Genomic DNA, 15709 nt, shown 5'->3' on the forward strand with positions numbered 1-15709 from the left:
AACTCGTTGCCTTTAGTCTTTATTAACTTGCAATACCGCCAAAAACGCTTCTTGCGGAATTTCGATACTGCCGACCTGCTTCATGCGTTTTTTACCGGCTTTTTGTTTTTCCAATAGTTTTTTCTTACGGGTAATATCGCCCCCATAACATTTTGCGGTGACGTTTTTACGCATCGCCTTAACGGTCGAACGCGCGATGATCTTCGAGCCTATGGCCGCCTGAATCGCCACCTCGTACATTTGCCTAGGGATTAAATCTTTCATCTTTTCGACCAAATCGCGTCCGCGGTTTTGGCTTTGATCGCGGTGCACGATGATGGATAAGGCATCGACTTTATCGCCGTTTATCAAAACATCCAATTTAACCAACGGTGCCGCATCGAAACGTAAAAACTCATAATCGAACGAGGCGTAGCCGCGGCTAACCGATTTCAATCGATCGAAAAAATCCAACACCACTTCGCTTAACGGCAACTCATAGCTCAATGACACTTGGCTGCCGACGTATTGCATATTTTTTTGCATGCCGCGCTTTTCTATGCACAGATTAATGACGTTACCCAAATAGGCTTGCGGAACCAAAATGTTTGCCAGAATGATCGGTTCGCGCACTTCGGTGATGGTTCCGACATCCGGAAGTTTGGCCGGATTGTCCACCATGACGATCTCGCCGTTATGCGTTTCCACTTCATAGACCACAGTCGGTGCCGTGGTGATCAAATCGATGTCGTATTCGCGTTCTAAACGTTCTTGTACGATTTCCATGTGCAGCATGCCCAAAAAGCCGCAACGGAAACCGAAACCCAAGGCTTGGGAGGTTTCCGGCTCGTAATTCAGTGCCGAATCGTTCAAACGCAATTTATCCAGGGCTTCGCGCATTGCGACAAAATCGTCGGAACTCACCGGATATAAACCGGCGAACACTCTAGGCTGGACTTTTTCGAAACCGGGCAGTGCATCGGTAGCCGGATTATCGGTTAAGGTAATAGTGTCCCCGACCGGCGCACCGAAAATGTCTTTAATGCCGGCAACGACAAAACCAACCTCACCGCTTAGCAATGCCGGTTTTTCGATTTGCTTGGGGGTGAATACCCCTAGTTTCTCGACTAAATAAGACTTACCGGTTGACATGACCGTGATTTTTTGTTTTCGCTTCAAAGCACCGTGCATTATCCGCACCAACGAAACCACTCCCAAGTAATTATCGAACCAAGAGTCGATAATCAAGGCTTGCAAGGGTTTGGTCTCATCGCCGGCGGGTGGCGGAATCTTTTGTATCAGTTGTTCCAAAACCGAATGTACGTTCAGACCGGTTTTTGCGCTGATTTGGCAAGCGTCGTCGGCCGGAATACCGATAACGTTTTCGATTTCCTCGATGACTCTTTCCGGCTCAGCCGATGGTAAATCGATTTTATTCAAGACCGGAACGACTTCCAATCCTTGCTCGATAGCGGTATAGCAGTTAGCGACGCTTTGCGCTTCTACCCCTTGAGCGGCGTCTACCACCAATAACGCGCCTTCGCAGGCGGCTAACGAACGGGACACTTCGTAAGAAAAATCTACATGGCCCGGAGTATCGATAAAATTGAGCTGGTAAGTTTCGCCGTCTTGCGCGCAATAATCCAAGGTTACACTTTGGGCTTTAATGGTAATACCGCGTTCCCGCTCGATGTCCATGGAATCCAAAACCTGGGCCTCCATTTCTCTATCGCTCAATCCTCCGCAAATTTGAATGAACCGGTCGGCCAATGTCGATTTCCCGTGATCGATATGGGCAATGATCGAAAAATTTCTGATGTGTTTTTGATCCACTTAAGATACTTATGAGACTTTAGATAAGGAAATCGATACCGAACGAGTAATCCACGTCCATGCCGACATTCTACCGGCATTACTCGAATATTCCGTTCGAGCGCAATCAACCATTGTATTTCTCATGAGATATACAAGCAACTAGCCGCGTCAATTATTTCCTTTTTAGCACGCATCCCGGAACGTTGGAAACCGGGTGTTTTAACAAGGCAAATCAATTTGATAAGCTTCCTGCAATCATCAAAACATAAAAATCCGTACCATCGCACAAGCAAAACGCTTGGAATGGTTTATCGTGCTGAAACTTTATCAACTGTAACAGGTAACGCTATGAATCAATTGGCTTCCAAACGAATCGCAACACTATTATCTATGATGCTTGGCCTGTCATCGGTCTCCGCCAACGCCGCGGTGTTGACCGAATCACTGAAAGACAAACTCAAATGCGGCAAGGTCGACGGGGAAAAAGTGTGCAGCATAGAGACCCGGGGGCAATACAATTTGGTCGCAAAAATTTCCGGGCAGGATTTGCAAAACGCCGAATTAACGCCCGCTCAAATCAACGAAGAGTCGACGATAGAAATAGCCTTGGGTGACTTTGTCTTCTCTTCCAGCATGGCAAATGCCGATCGTTTTAGCGCCAATGGCAGCAAACTGGTGAGTCGTTGGACCGAAACGACCGAACGCTGCATAGACGCCGAATGCAACAAAATTAAATTGGTCCGCCATGCAACCATACAGTTTAATGCCAACAACAAAGGTGCGGTACTGAAGGTCTTCGGCAGCAGCCTCAACAACGACAACGACTCGTACGGCTACCGAATCTTGTCCGATCTATGCGATCAGCAAGGCGACGGCACCGAACTAAACGAAACGGCAACCTTAACCATCGACGGTAAGGAAATAAGCGCAACATTTACCGGCATCTGCAAAGTGAAAACCAAATCCGTCACTAAAAACGGCGAGACTTTCGAACTGTGGAACAGCCGCATTACAGCGAAAGACTGATATCCATGCGATCGGCTAGGCTGGCATTCAGCTGTCTTAGAGCCAGCCCGATCGCTTTAAACGCCAATAAAGCAATAAGCTGCCGACGGACACGCCGCCCAATATCGCAGGATAACCGTATTCCCACTGCAATTCCGGCATATGCTGGAAATTCATGCCGTAAAGACTGAACACCATGGTCGGGATTGCCAGAATTGCGCCCCAACCGGCCAAACGTTTTACCACTTCGTTTTGGCGTACGGTTTCGAAGGTTAAATGCACTTGCATGGCGGCAACCAACATTTCCAACATGCCGTCTATCGCCCGGTCTATCCGATTGATGTGGTCGCCGATGTCACGGAAATACAAGCGCACGTCTTTATGTACCGCCAGATCATGGGTATGAACCAAGGCATTGCAAATATCGATCACCGGCATGATGACGCCTTGCATCCGTATCAATTCCCGCTTCAACGCATACAAACCTTCCAATGTTTGCCGGCTGGGTTTATGGGCGAAGATGGCGGATTCGAGCGCATCGAAACGGGCTTGCAGACCATCCAGCACCGGCGTGTAGTTATCGACGATAAAATCCATGATTGCATACAAGGCGAAGCCGGGGCCTTTGGCCAGCTGATGCGGCGAGGCTTCGCAACGAGCTCTGACCTTGTTGTGACTGACGGAAGCACCGTGCCTTACCGTTACTAAAAATCTCTGGCCGACGAAAAAATGCGTTTCGCCGTATTCGATTTCCTGCTGCCCCAATACGGCGGTATGCAATACGATGAACAAGGAATCGCCGTACTCCTCCAGTTTGGGGCGTTGATGGGCGGAATGCGCATCTTCCACGGCTAACTCGTGTAAGCCGAACACCCGTTGAATTTCACTCAAGATACGCGGATTGGATTCCCGTAATCCCAACCAAACGAAGTGGTCCGCTTGCGAGAACACTTCTTCCAGATTGTCCATATCAACCGTGCCGGCATAGTTTCCGTACCGATAGGCTGCGCCTTTTAATATCAAGTCGTTATCTAAGCTTTTCGCCATCCCTTACTCCAAAATACCGCAAAATTCAAATTTAAGCCGCGTCCGGCAGTGCAATTGCTTAGTTTTTCTCGGCTACTTTAAACTCCGTGACTTCCACCGGCCGCCCCATACACAAGCGCATATAAACCCGTGCGGCCGCGATGCCGTTAACGACGAACGCTATTGTGATAGGCAGGGCAAACCAAGGATGTTGACCACTGGCATGCGATAGCAACAAGTCTTCGCCCAAAAACGCCGGAGTAATCGGAAAACCGACCAATCCTAAAAAGCTTAGAAACAACAACAACGAAAGGCCGGGTTTGATTTCCGCGAATGCCCGAAACCGAAACGAGGAATGGGAAAAATCGTCGCCCCTCAACATCCGCTCCATGACGATTAACCCCAGCAACCAACTGGGCACGATCCCGCTTAAAAACAGCGCAATATCCCCCAGCGCACTGGGTACCATCAGCCACACGGCCAGCGCAGCCAGCATGCTGCTGATGGCAACATTATTCCATACCTTGAATGGATGATGCTTCTGACTGAAGGCGCTGGTGGAAACCAATACCATCAGCAGCGAAACCGGCATCGACAAATACGTACCGGCAACGGGGCTGGTTTCAAAAACCGCGATCATCAGCCAAACCAATAAGGCCGCGCCTATCAAACATTTAACCCGGATACTCAACCGGTTCATTGCCGAGCCGAGGTTTTTTAACGGTTCCCAGCAAATCTTTCTGATCAGGTGTTCCAACAGCCCTTCCTGCAAAGCGAATACGTACAGGCTATTTTGCAGCACTTCGGGCAGCACCTGCCGTAGCGAGCTGGGTAGATACTCCAAGCGTTGCGGGTCTTTGATGTAAAAATCGCCATTCACCGCGCCTTCCACCCGTAACAAGTGCGCGACGATAGACGGCGAAACCAGCAATTGATAACAACGCAGGAAGGCATTACTCATAAAATGCAATAGCACCAAATTCTCCAGACCGAACGACAATTCGACAAACATCAAGCCCACCTGTGCAATCGAAGCGTAAGCGACTTGCCCTTTGATATTCGATTGTGCCCGCTCTGACACGCCGGCTATCAGCACCGTCAGCATCCCTATCGCAAAAACCATTAAGCGGGTTAAATAGTGGTAGCTCCAAATCGGCATGGTTCTCAGCAATAAAAACACGCCCAAGTGAATAGACAGAGCACCGTAGAAAATGGCGCTGGATGGGGTCGGTCCTTCCATAGCGCGCGGCAACCAAAAGCAGAACGGAAACTGTGCGGATTTTCCGGACGCAGCCAAGATAATCAGACAAGAAAGCAAGGATAGCGCCGCGTAACCGGCCGGATCGGCGACGGGATGATTGAACAAGCCGGCAATTTGGCTGAAATGCTGGCTTTCGTGGAACAGCAAATGACTCATCCAGGCGCCCATCAGCAAACCGACATCGCAAAACCGGTAAATGGTATAGGCGCGTAACGCATTGCGCACCGGTTGCCAACGGTGACGATAAAACGCAATCAACAAAAACGAGGAGATGCCGACCACTTCCCAGCCGGCGAATAACATGTCTATGCTGCCGGACAACACGATGACGTTCAAGCCGAAGGCGAAACCGAAGATGGTTTGGAAAAACCGCCTATAGCCGGTATCTCTATGCATATAAACCCGGCAATACTTGACGATGATGGAAAAGATTGCCCAGACGCAAAACAAATAAGCAGCACTGACTTTATCCAAATAAAACAGAATCGGAAACTGATAGTTGTCCTGCCGGTACAACACAAACCATTGGTATTCGAAACTGGTAAAACCCGAAGCGGCCCAGCACGCCATTAAGGCAAGCACGCTAACGCCTTTCAGGCGCGTGATCCACACAGTGATCCTAGCGATCTTGTGTTCCCGTCCGTCGCTGAAAAACATGGCTATCAACCCCAACAAAGGCAGCAATATGCTGCTCAGCAATAACCCGCTCATCCGGCTCTCCCGGACAATTGATGTACCGGAATGGTACGCGATCGGCCGGCTATAATTTTCTCCGACTTTTTGCCGGCAGGTACCGACCAATCCACGGGTATGTCGATAGGTTGCCAAGCGCCGCTGCGGTAAAGCTTCAACTGATGGGAACCGGGTTCGCAGACCGTCAAACGCATCCATTCGTTGTCTACCCATTGGCGCAAATCGCCGATCTTGGCAAGCGCCAAATCGACAATACGGCTTTGCTGTTCCACCACCAACAACAAGCGCGCCGGTTCGTGAACTTCTATCATTTGCGACGGCAAGCCGGTACGCAAATCCCCCTCCACACCGTTAGCCACGCCCAAAAGGCCGATCACGTTATGCGGCAACTTGGTTCCGGCGCCGTAAACCGAGTTATCGATGCGCGAAAACAGATATTCCAGATTAATGCCGCCGCATACAGGGAAAACCGCCGATAAAATTCCCGCCAAAATTTCGCCGTTTGAGTCCGAATCCGGGTCATATGACTGTAAAAACGCCCGCCTATCCATAAATAGCTGCCTGGTCAGGCTGCGCCGCCCCACGACAGCGTATAAATTGTTGGAATGGTTTAATTCAGGCCTAGGCTCGAAAATAGACGCCGAGCGTTCGAGTACGTGTCGATGGGCTTGCTCGTTATCCGGCGAGCGCGGACCTAATTCGAACCAGCGGCAACGTTCGCGGGCATTACGCTGAAGCGCTTTGTGCATGCTGTGCTGAAAGTCGTGAAAACGTTTATGCGTAGCGCTATCCGACACCGGTTCGTCGAAATAAACGATTTCGTCCCGGCTGGTATTGTGCATGGCGGCGATAAAATACGTGCTAACCGGAATATCTATGCCCTGCTCGCGTAATAAGTCACGCACCTGCGGCTGGTTGGCCATCCAGGCGAATGCTCTGGCATTGGGCGCGCCGGGTTTGCCTGAGCAGGCGCCGCAGTCGTAGGCCGCAAAATGCGGGTTGTTGACGCTACTGGAACCGTGTGCGACGGCGACCACCCACTCGGCGAAATGCTTGGTCAAGCCAATATTACGCAGTTGGCCGCCCACTTTGTCAGCCATTTCCTCAAGAGAAAATCCCAGTAAATAACCTTGTTCATTGGTTTCGTCGGATTCGCGCAACAAATGCAAGCGACCGTGCGCGCCAACCTCGCTAAGCTTCGGAATACCGGGCAATTGGGTGGCCGGTTTAAATACGTTCCAGGCCATGCGCGCGGCATATGCCAAGCCCAAGGTTTGCGTGTAAAGCCAACCGCGCGCCAGCGAATGCGCGGAAAAATGCATATCGGCCATAGTTTGCTGCGCATCTTTTGAGTTCCGGCCGTGCAACCCGGACTCTTTAATCAAATGCCGCGGTTTGACCACTACCGGGCATTGTGCCACCGGATAAACATCGTCGAGGCCCTGATACAAAAAGTCTATGCCGAAAAATCCGGGGGCACCAAAGGTTTCCAGTTGCGGGTCGATTTCCTCCAAATAGCGGCGCAGCGAACATTCCCTGTCGTCTATACAGAATATCGCTTGTACGCTCGGCGTCTTAACCGGAATTTCCGTCCCCTGTTGGCGTTGCATCGCGGCTAACAGCTCGAGGTGCAACGTCCATTCCATCGCCTCGTGCCAAACCCGCAATTTCAAAGGCACTTCAGGGGCTAAATATGTTTCGTTGAGCAAGGGTGTGCTTTGAAGTTCCACCAATCGACAAACCGGCATGATCCGGTGTTTCTTTTGAGATACAAACGCCAATTCGGCAATCAATTCAACTGCTAACAACTGTTTCAGCGAAATGCTCCGCACAGCCAGCAATACCTGAGGGTTGGTTTCTATGATCCGGACCATGCCGGACCAGCCGGGATGAGCGAGCAGTACCTCCAATAAATATTGGGTGTAAAGCGATTCGTCTCCTACCATGGTCTCCAGGCACATCCTTATTGCTTGCTCCGGGTTACCCGACAACAATTCACGCGCGCCGGAGCGATGAAACGGCACCAACGGGATTAAACTATTCAGCGCTAACCGGGCGACACATTCCCAAAAGCTCTCGTCTTCTTTAGGCAGTACCCAACGGCTAATCCCTTGATCCAAAAAATTGGCCAACAAACGAAACACAATGGGGTGGACCAAGGCGTTCAAATCCAGCTCCAGCCGGTTGGTCCAAGCGTTGCGCAAACCGTTGTTAGCCAGCGAAATCGGCGGATAATGGCTGGTTTTATCTTCAACAAACAGTGTTTGCTTGAACGCCGCAGCCGTGTTTTCGGATATGCCGGCCTGTGCAATCGCCCAATCCAACGACGCAGGATGGATGCGGCCTTGCCGGTAGCGCTGTTGATAATCCTGCAAGGGCAGATAGCTAAAGGCTCCGAAAACCTTGGCCGCGACCGCAACGCCGTTATGGAACGGCAAATGTTGCACGGCATGCAAGGTGTTGTGGTGAATGAAATCTTTGATCGGTCCTTGGGTAGGCAGCCAATGAGCGATGTGCTCTATAGCGGCATCCAAATCGAAAGTGCCGCCTTGCGAATGATGTGGGGTCATACAGTCAATTAAACTCCTGAATCAATGCAGCACAAGAGTCTGCTAAAACGATACTGTTACAGCACTGCCTATGCCAACACGTAAACTCGTGCTGCCACGCCGGATGGCATGAAATTTCACCCGGAGACATGAAAGCCCCAGCCTTGCATTCGGCTCAAATAAACCGGGCCCATTGGTTGAATTACCCCGCCGGTGCCTGGAATACTCGATTCCAGCCACCACAACGAGCAGTTCGTTGCCAATAAACCGGGCGACGGCGACCTTCCAATGAACTGGCATGGAAATGGCTGTTTTGGAGTTTTCAATCCCATCGAGATTCATCATGCAACCATCTTCTTCGGCTACTACCCCCAAGACCGGACTACCCGGATTGGTGGAAAACTGGCGTAGCGATTTGCTGTCGGGCTTTTTGGTTTTCTTGATCGCGTTGCCGCTTTGCCTGGGAATTGCCATGGCTTCAGGTTTTCCGCCAATGGCCGGCATCATCAGCGCGGTAATCGGCGGCTTGATCGTGTCCCGCATCAGCGGTTCGTACGTAACCATCAATGGCCCGGCTGCGGGTTTGATCGTGGTAATCTTGGACGCCGTGCAGTCGTTAGGCCACGGCGACGCGATGACGGGCTACCGCTACACCCTAGCGGCTATCGTAGTGGCCAGCGTGTTGCAAATCTTATTGGGCTTATTCAAAGCCGGTAAATTGAGCGCCTTTTTCCCAACCTCCGTGGTTCACGGCATGTTGGCCGCTATCGGCATTATCATCATGGCCAAGCAAATCCACGTGTTGCTGGGCGTCAAACCGCAAGCGAAATCCCTGCTGGGGACCATAGCCGAAATTCCGCATTCCTTGGTCGAGATGAACCCCGAAGTATCTTCAATCGGCTTAATCGGCCTGGGTTTGTTGATCGTTTGGTCTTTGCTGAAAAACAAACGTTTGAAAATGATTCCGGCGCCGATATTGGTCGTGATTATCGGTTTGGCGCTGGGGCAATTTTTCGATTTGGATCACGAGCACAAATATTTGTTTTTACCGGACACCGAATTTCTGCCGCATCACGAATACAGCATAGGTCCCGCCTTTTTGGTTTCGGTACCCGAGCATTTTATGGCCGGCTTTTACTTTCCCGATTTTTCCGCGATGGCGACTCCGGAGTTTGCGATAGCCGTGATCACTATCTGGCTGGTCGGTAGTCTGGAAAGTTTGCTGAGCGCCGCGGCCGTCGACAAACTGGATCCTTACAAACGCAATTCCAACTTGAACCGCGACTTGACTGCGGTCGGTACCGGTAACTTGCTGGCCGGTTTACTCGGCGGTCTGCCTATGATCGCCGAAATCGTCCGTAGCTCGGCCAACATCAACAACGGTGCCAAAACCGCTTGGGCCAATTTTTTTCACGGTTTGTTTTTGCTGATCTTCGTCGCCTTGTTTCCACGCTTGATTCACGAAATTCCACTATCCTCCCTGGCTGCCTTGCTGGTCTTCACCGGTTTCCGTTTGGCTTCGCCGAAAGAATTCGCCAAAACCTTGCAAGTCGGGATCGATCATTTTACGGTATTCGTGGTAACCATCATCGGCGTACTGGCCACCGACCTGCTGATCGGCGTCGGCGTCGGCATCGTCGCCGAATTGCTCATTCACTTGCTGCGCGGTTTGAAATGGCACAACGTGTTTTCGCTGGCATACCACGTCAAGCAAACCGATCGGGATACCTACCACATTACGGTGAGCGGTGCGGCGGTATTTTCCAATTTCATCAGTTTAAAGAGCTTATTGGCCGATTTTCCCAAACGGCAAAAAGTGTATTTCGATTTGAGCGATACCGATTTAATCGATCATACCGTCATGGAATTCATCCACCACTTCAGCGAAGACTACAAACACGCCGGCGGTTATTGCGAAATCGTCGGCCTGCACAACCACGAGCGGTTCTCCGACCATCATTTGGCGGCACGGCGTAAATCCAACAGCTGATTTTATGCCATTATCTTATGCCGGACGCGAGAGGCTCAGCCCGCGTCCGCCGCATCCCGACTTCAAGGCGAATCCGACCATGTTGCAATTACTGCTCAGACCGATCATCTTCGTTACTCTGATCATGGGGATATTGGTATTGGGCGAGCTGTTAGCCATAGGCAGACTGACTTGGTTAAATCACCAGCGCATCAACAAAATAGAGACCGACATCGGCAAAGGCCATAGACTACAACAAACCATTTTCGAGCTATTGCAGTTGCAGGCCAAACTGGCGATGCACCAGAGCAGCAATCACGGTACGGCGGAGGAAATCGCCGATGTAGAAGCGCACCTGGTGGACTTGTTACGCAATTTCAACGGCGCCCATTTCAGCGTGCCGGTCGATTTACACGACTTGCAAGACAAATTCGCCAAAGCGTTCAAAGGCGATTCCGACGCCCTGATAGACACGGTCAACCTGATACAAAAAGCCTTGGATCAACAAACCGAAGAAGAGGAAAAGCTGCTGATCAGCATTGAAGACAATAGCCAATTGGAGTTGGAGTTGGCGGTGGCGCTGCCGCTGCTATTGTTCTGGGTCGGACATTATTTCTTCCGCACCAACGTCCTGGAGCCCTTACACGCGCTACGGCATTTGCTGTCCGGTTTGGCGGAAGGCGTTAAAAAACCGATAGCGCTGAAAACGTCCGATCCGGTCATTCGCGATTTGTTCGAACGTTACAACCTGCTGGTCGCCCATCTTATCGAACTGGAACAAGCCCATCTGACCTATACCAATCGTTTGGAAACCCAAGTGCGTAAAACCAGCCACGAATTACTGGAACAGAGCCAGCGCCTGGCCAAGGCCGAACGTTTGGCGGCCCTGACCGAAATGGCGGCCAGTACCGCGCACGAATTGCGCAATCCTTTAGCCATCATTCAGCTGGCTTTGGAAAACATGCAGAGCGAAACCGCCGATCCCGACATGCGCGAGCGCATCGGCCTGCTGCATCAGGAAGTCAACCGTCTGACCAAACATTTGAACGACTTGCTCAGCAACGCCCGTAAAAGCAGCGAAGCGGCCCAGCCTTTAAACATCCGGCAGATCGTTAAAGAAATAACCAGCTTATTGAGTTACCAGGTGCCGGACACTATTATTTTCGACATTCAATGCCGATTCGACAGCGTGGCGACCCTGCCGGAAACCGAATTCAGACAAGTGTTGCTGAATTTGCTGCAAAACGCCGTACAAGCTATAGGCGAGCGTGCCGGTACGATTACGGTGGAAATTTCTCAGGCCGGCCGGCAATTTTCCTTGGCTGTCACCGATACCGGCGGCGGCTTCACAAGCGATATATTGCAACAAGGCATACGCCCGTTCGTAAGTCTTAAAGAAAAAGGCAGCGGTTTGGGCTTAGTGATGGTGCAACGCTTCGTTCGCGAAAACCACGGGACGCTGAAATTGGAAAACACGCCCGCAGGTCACGCCCGCATTGCCTTGACTCTACCTTTGGTGCCGGCTTAATTGCTTATGATGACTAATACACTGCTGATCATCGAAGACGAAAATCTGCTCGCCGCCGAATTGGCGCGCTATTTTCGCAAAGCCGACTGGGAGGTCAGCGTGGTAGCCACGCTACAGCAAGCCGAAAATTTCTTTCGTGATCAAAGCATAGACCCGCTGGTGGTGTTATCGGACATGAGTTTGCCGGACGGCAATGCCTTGGACTTACTGGAAAAGCTCAAACCGGAAATCGACAGCAGCGAGTGGGTGTTTTTAACCGGTTACGGTAGCGTGGCCGATTCGGTAAGAGCGGTGCGGTTAGGCGCCTACGACTTCATCGAAAAACCCTGTTCGTTGGATAGATTGAACCTCTTGGTGGAAGGTGCGGCACGTAGCGCCCGTGCCCAGCGCCGCCTGCAGCAACAAGCCGAGTCCCAGCACGGCCACTATAAAATCGATAGCTTGATCGGCGATAGCCCGGCCATGCTGCAATTGCGGGCGATGTTGCGACAAATCGTCAAAGTACCGTTTTCCAGTTTGATCGTCAGCGGATAAACCGGCACCGGCAAGGGCATGATAGCCCGCATCCTGCATTATTCCGGCGCGCGCGCCCAGGCCCCGCTGGTGGAAATCAATTGTGCCGCCCTGCCGCGCGAGCTGTTGGAAGCGGAATTGTTCGGTTACGAATCCGGCGCCTTCACCGGCGCCAAAAAACGCCATCGCGGCTTGTTCGAACAAGCCCATACCGGCACTTTGTTTTTGGACGAAATCGGCGAAATGGATTTGGATTTGCAAAGCAAGTTGTTGAAAGCGGTCGAAGATCTGCGCATACGCCGCTTGGGCGGCGAAACCGAAATCAGCGTCGACGTGCAAATCATCGCCGCCACTAATTTGGACTTAGTGGAAAAAGTCAACGCCGGCTTATTCAGACGGGATTTGTATCATCGCTTGAACGTGGTCAACGTGAAAGTACCGGCTCTACGCGAGCGCAAACAGGATTTGGAACAATTGGTGCCGCAATTCGTTGCCGAATGCAATCGCAAGTCGGCCAAATCGGTGTCGCTAATACCCGACACGGCTTGGCAATTGATCAAACGCTACGATTGGCCCGGCAACATCCGCGAGCTGCGCAACGTACTGGAACGTTGTGTGTTGTTGGCCGCCGATAATAAATTGCCCGCCGAATGGCTGCAATTGCAAAGCCTGCAAACCCCGGGCAATCATGCTATGAGCGCGACCCAAGAAGGCTTGTTCATACCGCTGGACGGCAGCTTGAGCTTACACGAGATGGAAAAATTCATCATTCAAGAAGCCTTGAACCGCACCGATGCCAACGTTACCGCCGCGGCGCGCATGCTGGGCACCACCCGCGAGACCCTACGCTACCGCGTGCAGAAATATCATTTGAAATGTAAGTTTTAAAGATAGCGCCGCTTCAATCGCCGACGGTAAAGTCGCGCGATTCCATCATGTTTTCCAGCATGCCGAACAAGCGCCGCGGACTGATCAAACAACCGCGTCCGTTAGCGCGCGGCATGATTTCCACGCTGATTTGCTGCTGTACCAGACGCTGCAAAATGTTGTAGACGAAATAGTCGATAGAATTCGCGACCGCCGGCAGATCGGCCCATTCCCCGCTGGCGGCTTGTTCCGCAAACCACTTGTAAGGCCATACCGGCTGAGTTTCACAACCGTCTACTTCGCGGGTAATCCAGTTCGGCCCGTCTTTCAAACCCCACACTTCGTCGGTTTCGAATATCCGATATAAAAAATATTCCAACAAATCGTCATCCGACATGGAAGGAATGGCGGCGATTTCATCCGTATGAGGTTCGTAGCGCATAAGTCTTCCTCTATAAGCTTTAAAACTATCATTCAGCAAAAATTACACCACGCTCATTAACAAGGCATAATCGATGCATCTATTTGAAATTTAAACCTATTTTTTATATGGTTTTGAAGTATTCCCTACCAGGCCACTCGGAAATTGTCGCAAACTCCACAAGAAATGCGCGTTATTTGAGTTGAAAATAGTTCGATTCGTCGACTGATATAGCCAAGCCGCCAATATCGCCTAGGTTTCCCTCGCGCCGGCTGATTGGTAAATGCAATGGCATAGCTATTGCTCAAATACAGTCGAGGATTGCCGGCAGTTTGCTGATTAGCGCAAGTGCGAAACGGTAAGCAACACCGGCGCGCAGTTGGCGATATTAGCTGACTGCGAAATCCTGCCCCGCTTCTATAAGACAAAAAAGAGGAACATGACATGGCTGAATTTTACGTCGAACTCAATCCGCAATCTAACGGTGATCATGTGGTGCATTTTGCCACCTGCAGTCATTTGCCCGCACAAGATACGATTCGTTACTTGGGCTCTATTTCCAATTGCGGCAGTGCCTTGAAAAAGGCCGGTCAAACATACAAACAGGTGAATGGTTGTCCTGAATGCGCAAGCGCATTTTATACGGCTTAACTAGCCCGAAATTTACGTCCGATTTTTAATGCGCTCAACCCCGGCTACCCGGATTTGTAACTGCTAAACCAAAATCGGACGTAAATGACTAACCGGCCCGACTCGATTGCATCCAGCCTGCTTTCAAAACGGTGAATTGAGTTAACGCTTTTCGTCGGACTCTTCGCCAACTTCCCATTCCTCGACAGCAACTTCAATGATTTTACCGCTGGCAGCATCCACTTCCACCTTGGTTTCCATGCCTTTGCTGTCCAAAATGTCGAACTCGTAAGAGGACGACCCGTTTTCCTCCACCTCGTATTCAACTTCCTCGACTTTACCCGGATAAGCTTTCAACGCAATGGCCATAGCCTCTTGCTCGCCAATCTTAAGATTCTTTTTAAATGCCGGTGAGTTGGGATCGCTGACCTCGCTTTCGGTCTCGGTAATTTTTCCACTGTCGGCAGCGCAGATAAATTCCCATTCGTTGCCGTCGGCGTCGCGCAATTCCAATTCATAAGCGCCTTTACCGCCTGTAACGAGTTTTTCCAGTTTAAGCAAGCTTCCGGACTTGGTTTTCTGAACAGCCTTGATACATGCTTCGAGCGCGTCACCGCTAGCGAACACATCAACAGTCAATGCCGAACCCAGGGTGATTGCACCCATCAATAATGCTTTATTCATGACGAGTCTCCTATAAAGAAAAAGGAAAAATTCCTGTTTTTCGGGAATCATACCTGCTTGTCGCTTATCAAGCCATGAGTTTTTGCGAATTGCCGCATGTCCGGCTTGGTTTCCAGCCCTAATTTAATTTTGATTTGAGTCTGGCAGTTTGAAACCGTTTTACGACTGATCTGCAAAAACTCGGCAATCTGTTGCAAGGAGCATCCATCGGCCAACATGCAAAACACATCGAATTCTCTGGAGCTTAAGCATTCGAACGGCAGCAATAAGCGCTTGATCTGCCTAACGGCCAAAGGCTGGGCAATGCTATGGTCGACATGCAAACGCTGCCGGGCAACGGTTTCTTTGACCAGCATAAATTCGGTCAGGCTTTTTTCACCATTAAGCAAGGCATATACGCCTGGCCTTAAAAACCATAACGCGTCAGCTATCGGGTTCGACAGCACCACCGCGATTGCGCATTCGGGCCGCAATGCGCGGCATTGATCTATATAGTCTATTGACTGTGCTTGATCCCGGCTGGACAACAGTAGCAAATCCACGCAATGCGTGGAATACTCTCTCAAATCGAACCGCTCCATCACTTTGACGACCAAACCGGCAGGTAGGAAATCGTTAACTGTCAGGCCGATTTCCGCCAAAGCTTCACCTACCACTAACAAATCCACATGCAAATTTTCCAAGATGCTTTCTCCGCCATGACTTGGAATAAGATTGTATCCGCTCGTGTCTTGCGTTTAACCAATCGGTACTGCAGAAATCAGCAATA

14 protein-coding genes and 1 pseudogene are annotated in these 15709 nt (G+C 50.8%); 7 read left to right on the plus strand and 8 right to left on the minus strand.

The window, feature by feature from the left end; translation table 11 throughout:
* Positions 1 to 12: 12 nt before the first annotated feature.
* Positions 13 to 1812, minus strand: a complete 1800-nt coding sequence (gene lepA, locus AB0A83_RS11080; protein ID WP_367154144.1) for a translation elongation factor 4 — start codon at positions 1810 to 1812, stop codon at positions 13 to 15.
* Positions 1813 to 2142: 330 nt separating this feature from the next.
* Here lepA and AB0A83_RS11085 point away from each other — a divergent pair, with 330 nt between their 5' ends.
* Positions 2143 to 2820 (plus strand): hypothetical protein, encoded by a 678-nt coding sequence (locus AB0A83_RS11085; protein ID WP_367154146.1) that lies wholly within the window; start codon positions 2143 to 2145, stop codon positions 2818 to 2820.
* 36 nt (positions 2821 to 2856) lie between these two features.
* On the opposite strand, the gene corA is transcribed toward AB0A83_RS11085, so the two are convergent.
* Genes corA through AB0A83_RS11105 form a run of 4 tightly spaced genes read right to left on the minus strand, consistent with a single transcriptional unit; the run spans position 2857 to position 8673 of the window.
* Positions 2857 to 3846, minus strand: a complete 990-nt coding sequence (gene corA, locus AB0A83_RS11090) for a magnesium/cobalt transporter CorA (RefSeq protein ID WP_150048379.1) — start codon at positions 3844 to 3846, stop codon at positions 2857 to 2859.
* A gap of 58 nt (positions 3847 to 3904) precedes the next feature.
* Complete coding sequence (locus tag AB0A83_RS11095; RefSeq protein WP_367154147.1) at positions 3905 to 5797, minus strand: proton-conducting transporter membrane subunit; 1893 nt, start codon at positions 5795 to 5797, stop codon at positions 3905 to 3907.
* The gene (locus AB0A83_RS11100; protein ID WP_367154148.1) at positions 5794 to 8349 is read right to left on the minus strand and encodes a YbcC family protein; all 2556 of its coding nucleotides are present in this window, start codon (positions 8347 to 8349) and stop codon (positions 5794 to 5796) included. The genes AB0A83_RS11095 and AB0A83_RS11100 overlap by 4 nt, the downstream gene beginning before the upstream one ends.
* Before the next feature lie 42 nt (positions 8350 to 8391).
* On the minus strand, positions 8392 to 8673 hold the full coding sequence (locus tag AB0A83_RS11105) for a hypothetical protein (RefSeq protein WP_150048384.1): 282 nt from the start codon (positions 8671 to 8673) through the stop codon (positions 8392 to 8394).
* Between AB0A83_RS11105 and AB0A83_RS11110 the strand changes: the two genes are divergently transcribed.
* The 5 genes and pseudogenes from AB0A83_RS11110 (at position 8672) to AB0A83_RS11130 (ending at position 13226) form a co-directional block, all read left to right on the plus strand.
* Entirely contained in the window at positions 8672 to 10318 is a 1647-nt protein-coding gene (locus AB0A83_RS11110) for a SulP family inorganic anion transporter (protein WP_150048386.1), read from the plus strand. The two genes, AB0A83_RS11105 and AB0A83_RS11110, sit on opposite strands and share 2 nt — an antisense overlap.
* A gap of 4 nt (positions 10319 to 10322) precedes the next feature.
* Entirely contained in the window at positions 10323 to 11825 is a 1503-nt protein-coding gene (locus AB0A83_RS11115; RefSeq protein WP_232056629.1) for an ATP-binding protein, read from the plus strand.
* Between the two features lie 6 nt (positions 11826 to 11831).
* Positions 11832 to 12359 (plus strand): response regulator, encoded by a 528-nt coding sequence (locus AB0A83_RS11120; RefSeq protein WP_367154150.1) that lies wholly within the window; start codon positions 11832 to 11834, stop codon positions 12357 to 12359.
* A 12-nt stretch (positions 12360 to 12371) separates the two neighbouring features.
* A pseudogene (locus tag AB0A83_RS11125) lies at positions 12372 to 12773 on the plus strand (sigma-54 factor interaction domain-containing protein); the annotation flags it as partial.
* A 318-nt stretch (positions 12774 to 13091) separates the two neighbouring features.
* A complete protein-coding gene (locus AB0A83_RS11130; RefSeq protein WP_367156162.1) occupies positions 13092 to 13226 on the plus strand; it encodes a helix-turn-helix domain-containing protein in 135 nt (44 codons plus the stop codon).
* Between the two features lie 13 nt (positions 13227 to 13239).
* Here the strand turns inward: AB0A83_RS11130 and AB0A83_RS11135 are convergent, their stop codons facing one another.
* Positions 13240 to 13647 carry a DUF2750 domain-containing protein gene (locus AB0A83_RS11135; RefSeq protein WP_232056630.1) on the minus strand — a complete coding sequence of 136 codons (408 nt, stop codon included), beginning with the start codon at positions 13645 to 13647 and terminating at the stop codon, positions 13240 to 13242.
* Positions 13648 to 14070: 423 nt separating this feature from the next.
* On the opposite strand from AB0A83_RS11135, the gene AB0A83_RS11140 reads away from it, so the two are divergent.
* Positions 14071 to 14277: a hypothetical protein gene (locus tag AB0A83_RS11140; protein WP_150048388.1), complete on the plus strand. Its 207-nt coding sequence runs from the start codon at positions 14071 to 14073 to the stop codon at positions 14275 to 14277.
* Between the two features lie 141 nt (positions 14278 to 14418).
* Here AB0A83_RS11140 and AB0A83_RS11145 read toward each other — a convergent pair whose 3' ends face one another.
* Together AB0A83_RS11145 and AB0A83_RS11150 are read right to left on the minus strand one after the other, a co-directional pair.
* Positions 14419 to 14940 carry a PepSY domain-containing protein gene (locus AB0A83_RS11145; RefSeq protein WP_150048390.1) on the minus strand — a complete coding sequence of 174 codons (522 nt, stop codon included), beginning with the start codon at positions 14938 to 14940 and terminating at the stop codon, positions 14419 to 14421.
* A 47-nt stretch (positions 14941 to 14987) separates the two neighbouring features.
* Positions 14988 to 15623, minus strand: a complete 636-nt coding sequence (locus AB0A83_RS11150; RefSeq protein ID WP_150048392.1) for a LuxR C-terminal-related transcriptional regulator — start codon at positions 15621 to 15623, stop codon at positions 14988 to 14990.
* Between the last annotated feature and the right edge of the window lie 86 nt (positions 15624 to 15709).

The organism is Methylomonas sp. HYX-M1, from assembly GCF_040741385.1.
Lineage (GTDB): Bacteria > Pseudomonadota > Gammaproteobacteria > Methylococcales > Methylomonadaceae > Methylomonas > Methylomonas rhizoryzae.

What these genes read in the sequence shown, in the direction of transcription:
- AB0A83_RS11140 (WP_150048388.1), top strand. Translation starts at nt 14,071, where the DNA reads ATGGCTGAATTTTACGTCGAACTCAATCCGCAATCTAACGGTGATCAT.
- AB0A83_RS11115 (WP_232056629.1), top strand. Translation starts at nt 10,323, where the DNA reads ATGCCATTATCTTATGCCGGACGCGAGAGGCTCAGCCCGCGTCCGCCG.
- AB0A83_RS11110 (WP_150048386.1), top strand. Translation starts at nt 8,672, where the DNA reads ATGCAACCATCTTCTTCGGCTACTACCCCCAAGACCGGACTACCCGGA.
- AB0A83_RS11100 (WP_367154148.1), bottom strand. Translation starts at nt 8,349, where the DNA reads ATGACCCCACATCATTCGCAAGGCGGCACTTTCGATTTGGATGCCGCT.
- corA (WP_150048379.1), bottom strand. Translation starts at nt 3,846, where the DNA reads ATGGCGAAAAGCTTAGATAACGACTTGATATTAAAAGGCGCAGCCTAT.
- AB0A83_RS11130 (WP_367156162.1), top strand. Translation starts at nt 13,092, where the DNA reads ATGGAAAAATTCATCATTCAAGAAGCCTTGAACCGCACCGATGCCAAC.
- AB0A83_RS11085 (WP_367154146.1), top strand. Translation starts at nt 2,143, where the DNA reads ATGAATCAATTGGCTTCCAAACGAATCGCAACACTATTATCTATGATG.
- AB0A83_RS11105 (WP_150048384.1), bottom strand. Translation starts at nt 8,673, where the DNA reads ATGATGAATCTCGATGGGATTGAAAACTCCAAAACAGCCATTTCCATG.
- AB0A83_RS11120 (WP_367154150.1), top strand. Translation starts at nt 11,832, where the DNA reads ATGATGACTAATACACTGCTGATCATCGAAGACGAAAATCTGCTCGCC.
- AB0A83_RS11135 (WP_232056630.1), bottom strand. Translation starts at nt 13,647, where the DNA reads ATGCGCTACGAACCTCATACGGATGAAATCGCCGCCATTCCTTCCATG.
- AB0A83_RS11145 (WP_150048390.1), bottom strand. Translation starts at nt 14,940, where the DNA reads ATGAATAAAGCATTATTGATGGGTGCAATCACCCTGGGTTCGGCATTG.
- AB0A83_RS11095 (WP_367154147.1), bottom strand. Translation starts at nt 5,797, where the DNA reads ATGAGCGGGTTATTGCTGAGCAGCATATTGCTGCCTTTGTTGGGGTTG.